This is a genomic window from Hansschlegelia beijingensis (genome assembly GCF_045505405.1).
In the GTDB taxonomy this organism is placed as follows: domain Bacteria; phylum Pseudomonadota; class Alphaproteobacteria; order Rhizobiales; family Methylopilaceae; genus Methylopila; species Methylopila beijingensis_A.
Map to the genome: position 1 here is coordinate 1 of NZ_JBJKEX010000294.1, position 3862 is coordinate 3862.

Annotated in this window: 6 protein-coding genes; 3 read left to right on the plus strand and 3 right to left on the minus strand. The window is 69.1% G+C overall.

Annotated elements, in window-relative coordinates; translation table 11 throughout:
* A partial coding sequence (locus tag ACIKT0_RS14560) for an FAD/NAD(P)-binding protein (RefSeq protein WP_407106035.1) occupies window positions 1–199 on the minus strand: 199 nt, incomplete at its 3' end.
* A 31-nt stretch (window positions 200–230) separates the two neighbouring features.
* The gene (locus tag ACIKT0_RS14565; RefSeq protein WP_407106036.1) at window positions 231–413 is read right to left on the minus strand and encodes a hypothetical protein; all 183 of its coding nucleotides are present in this window, start codon (window positions 411–413) and stop codon (window positions 231–233) included.
* Between the two features lie 152 nt (window positions 414–565).
* On the opposite strand from ACIKT0_RS14565, the gene tesB reads away from it, so the two are divergent.
* The 3 genes from tesB to ACIKT0_RS14580 all read left to right on the plus strand — a co-directional run bounded on the left by tesB (window position 566) and on the right by ACIKT0_RS14580 (window position 3471).
* Entirely contained in the window at window positions 566–1426 is an 861-nt protein-coding gene (gene tesB / locus ACIKT0_RS14570; RefSeq protein WP_407106037.1) for an acyl-CoA thioesterase II, read from the plus strand.
* Between the two features lie 302 nt (window positions 1427–1728).
* Window positions 1729–2067, plus strand: a complete 339-nt coding sequence (locus ACIKT0_RS14575; protein ID WP_183394846.1) for a P-II family nitrogen regulator — start codon at window positions 1729–1731, stop codon at window positions 2065–2067.
* Between the two features lie 51 nt (window positions 2068–2118).
* Window positions 2119–3471 carry an ammonium transporter gene (locus ACIKT0_RS14580; RefSeq protein ID WP_407106038.1) on the plus strand — a complete coding sequence of 451 codons (1353 nt, stop codon included), beginning with the start codon at window positions 2119–2121 and terminating at the stop codon, window positions 3469–3471.
* 199 nt (window positions 3472–3670) lie between these two features.
* Here ACIKT0_RS14580 and ACIKT0_RS14585 read toward each other — a convergent pair.
* Window positions 3671–3862, minus strand: a 192-nt coding sequence (locus ACIKT0_RS14585; RefSeq protein ID WP_407106039.1) for a hypothetical protein, incomplete at its 5' end; no start/stop codon positions are given.

Here is a 3862-nt window from a genome sequence, read left to right on the forward strand (position 1 = left end):
GGTCCAGCAGCGCCCGTCCGTCTGCGGCGATCATCGAGGCGCGGGCGTCGCGCGCCGCCGTGCGGCCGAGCGCCGGGTCGAACACCGTCACCTTCAGGGACGGCCCGAGCTCCGCCTTCAGGGCGAGCGCGAGCGTGATCCCGGTCGGGCCTGCGCCCGCGATCGCGACGTCCAGCGTCTGGGAGTTTCCAGAAGTCATCGGCGAGGCATAGCACGAAGTGCGCCGGCCCTCATGCGGGCCCGCATTTCCAGGATTTGACGAGCCAGCCCGGGTGGTCCTGCCCCCATTCCACGAGCACGCTCTGGACCTGCACCAGGCACGCCATCGCGGGCCCGGTGAATTCGATGCGCTCCTCGCGGCACCGCTCCCCGTCGGCCTGGAGACAGACATTCATCAGCACCGCGAACAGCATGGTCTCGCCTCCGGGTCCGACGCCGGCCGGCGATCGGCCTGCGGCGTCTCCGCGAGGTTCTAGGGCGCGGCGCCACGGCCATCATCGGCGGGTTGACGGCGGCGTCCGTCCGTCCGTCTCTCCTCTCCCGCCCGCCGCAGGGGAATCGCCTCGTGTCCGCCATCTCGCAACTGCTCGACATCCTCGACCTCGAACCGCTGGAGCGGAACCTGTTCCGCGGCCGAAGCCCGCAGACGGGCTGGCAGCGCGTGTTCGGAGGCCAGGTGATCGGCCAGGCGCTGGTGGCCGCCACCCGGACCGTGGAGGGCCGCTCGCCGCATTCGCTGCATGGCTACTTCATGCTGCCCGGCGATCCGTCCGTGCCGATCATCTACGACGTCGACCGCATCCGGGACGGGCGGAGCTTCGCCACGCGCCGCGTCGTGGCGATCCAGCATGGCCATGCGATCTTCTCGATGTCGGCCTCGTTCCACCGGGAGGAGGAAGGCTTCGAGCACCAGATGGACATGCCCGACGCGCCGCGGCCGAGCGAACTGCCGGACGAGCGGATGCTGAAGGAGCGCCTGCTGCCCGCGATGCCCGAGCCGATCCGCAACTATTTCGAGCGGGAGCGGCCGATCGAGCTGCGGCACGCGGACCCGATGCGCTATGTCGACGGCGAGCCGCGCGGTCTCGGCCAGAACGTATGGATCCGCGCCACCGGCCCGCTGCCGGACGACGCGGCCGTGCACCAATGCGTGCTGGCCTACGCCTCCGACATGACGCTGCTGGATTCCTCCCTCGCGCCGCACGGCGCCTCGGTGTTCTCCAGCGACATCCAGGCCGCGAGTCTCGACCACTCGCTGTGGTTCCACAGGCCGTTCAGGGCCGACCAGTGGCTCCTCTACGTCCAGGACACCCCCTTCGCGGGCGGCGCGCGCGCCTTCACGCGCGGCCGGATCTACACCGAGGCCGGGGAACTCGTGGCTTCGGTCGCGCAGGAAGGCCTGGTCCGGCGCCGCGTAAAATCGTGACACGCTGCCGAAGAATGCGTCACGCGGCAGACCGGCGGGATCGCGCCTGCTAGAAATGCCTAGTATGTAGGCATGACGCCGCTGAACTAGGCGCTCCGCCGCCTGGATCGGGGGCTCCGGCCGCTAATTGCCTCCGGATCGCCTCAAAATTCCCCGCGAGGCGCCCGCGCCCCGAGTTGGCACGCGGCTTGATTGCAGAGGCCCGCGAGGCGCGGCGGCCAGAGAGCCGCGGTCTGATCATCAACTGTCGACCGTTCGGGCGGTGCTGGCGCGGACGGTGGGCCAACGGGGGAACGAGACGCATGAAACTCGTGATGGCCATCATCAAGCCGTTCAAGCTGGACGAGGTGCGCGACGCGCTGACAGGCATCGGAGTCCACGGGCTGACCGTCACCGAAGTGAAGGGCTACGGGCGCCAGAAGGGGCACACCGAAATCTACCGCGGCGCCGAGTACGCGGTCAGCTTCCTTCCGAAGCTGAAGATCGAGGTCGCGGTGGCCGCCGCCTCGGTCGACAAGGTCGTCGAGGCCATCGCGGCCGCGGCGAAGACCGGCCAGATCGGCGACGGCAAGATCTTCGTCTACGCGATCGAACAGGCCCTGCGCATCCGCACCGGCGAGACGGATGTCGACGCGCTCTAAGCCGCGACCGACGCCCCTTTCCCTTTTCAAGAAGTCTCGGGAGTTCACTCGATGAAACTGGGTTCCGTACTCCGCTGGGGAGCGCCGGCTCTGGCCGCCGGCCTGCTGGTCTCGGCCGCCGCCTACGCGCAAGACCCCGGCGCGGCCGCGGCCGCCGCGCCTGCGCCCGCGCCCACCGTCGACAAGGGCGACGTCACCTGGATGATGACGTCGGCGATCCTCGTCCTGCTCATGACCGTGCCCGGCCTCGCCCTGTTCTATGGCGGCCTCGTGCGCGCCAAGAACATGCTGTCGGTCCTGATGCAGGTCTCGACCATCGCCTGCGTGATGATGCTGGTGTGGGTCGTCTACGGCTACAGCCTCGCCTTCAGCGGCGGCAACGCCTTCATCGGCGACCTGTCCAAGGTGTTCCTCGCCGGCGTCACCACCGACTCGCTCGCGGACACCTTCTCCGAAGGCGTGAAGATCCCCGAATTCGTCTTCATCGCGTTCCAGATGACCTTCGCGGCCATCACGCCCGCCCTGATCATCGGCGGCTTCGCCGAGCGCATCAAGTTCTCGGCCGCGGTGGTGTTCGCCGTGCTCTGGGCCACCTTCGTGTACTTCCCCGTCGCCCATATGGTGTGGGCGTCGAACGGCCTGATCTTCGGATGGGGCGCGCTCGATTTCGCGGGCGGCACGGTCGTGCACATCAACTCGGGCGTCGCGGCGCTGGTGGGCGCCATCGTCATCGGCAAGCGGGTCGGCTACGGCCGCGACATTCTCGCGCCGCACAACCTGCCGATGACCCTCATCGGCGCAGGCCTGCTGTGGGTCGGCTGGTTCGGCTTCAACGCCGGCTCGAACCTCGAGGCCAACTCCACGACCACGCTGGCGGTCCTCAACACCTTTGTGGCGACCGCCGCCGCGGGCGTGGCCTGGATGCTCTCCGAGTGGATGACCAAGGGCAAGCCGAGCATGCTGGGCCTCGCCTCGGGCATCGTCGCGGGTCTCGTCGCCATCACCCCGGCGGCCGGGCTCTCGGGCCCGATGGGCGCGATCGTTCTCGGCCTCGTCGCCGGCGTCGTCTGCTTCATCTTCTGCACGAGCGTGAAGAACGCCCTCGGCTATGACGACAGCCTCGACGTGTTCGGCATCCACGGCGTCGGCGGCATCGTGGGCGCGATCGGCACCGGCATCGTGGTCGCTCCGGCCCTCGGCGGCGTCGGCGTGGACGACTACGCGATGGGCGGACAGGTCGTCACCCAGATCAAGGCGGTGCTCGTCACCATCGTCTGGACCGGCGTCGTCAGCTTCATCCTGTTCAAGATCGTCGACGTCCTGATCGGCCTCCGCGTGAGCCCGGAAGCCGAGCAGGAAGGCCTCGACCTCGTCTCCCACGGCGAGCGGGCCTACCACAGCTGAGCTGGACTCCCTGGGCGGCCCCCGGGCCGCCCAACTTCAGAAGGCCCCGGCATCGCCGGGGCCTTTTTTCATTGCGCCTCAACATCATTTCGGCTCGGACACTGGCCCCGGGCGGCCCGCCGGGCGAACGCCGGGTAAGCGGGCCTTAACCCTCTTCGGCTACCGTCCGCCTCGAGATCGGAGAAGAGCGATCAAGCGTTCACAAGGGATCGACGTCGCAGATGCGGGCATCGGGCGGAGCAGCAGGCGCGGCGGCGGCCGCCGCGGCGCCTCGGGTCTGTCGCGGTCCGGGCGGGAGCATCCGATGACCCTGCACGGTCGATCCCGCGCCGGCGGGGATCACCAGCGTCGTCTGGGCGACGGGGTTCTCGGCCGACTGGTCGTTCGTCGA

Excerpts from the sequence above, each read along its gene's own strand:
- ACIKT0_RS14565 (WP_407106036.1), bottom strand. The coding sequence starts at position 413 with ATGCTGTTCGCGGTGCTGATGAATGTCTGTCTCCAGGCCGACGGGGAG.
- ACIKT0_RS14575 (WP_183394846.1), top strand. The coding sequence starts at position 1,729 with ATGAAACTCGTGATGGCCATCATCAAGCCGTTCAAGCTGGACGAGGTG.
- ACIKT0_RS14580 (WP_407106038.1), top strand. The coding sequence starts at position 2,119 with ATGAAACTGGGTTCCGTACTCCGCTGGGGAGCGCCGGCTCTGGCCGCC.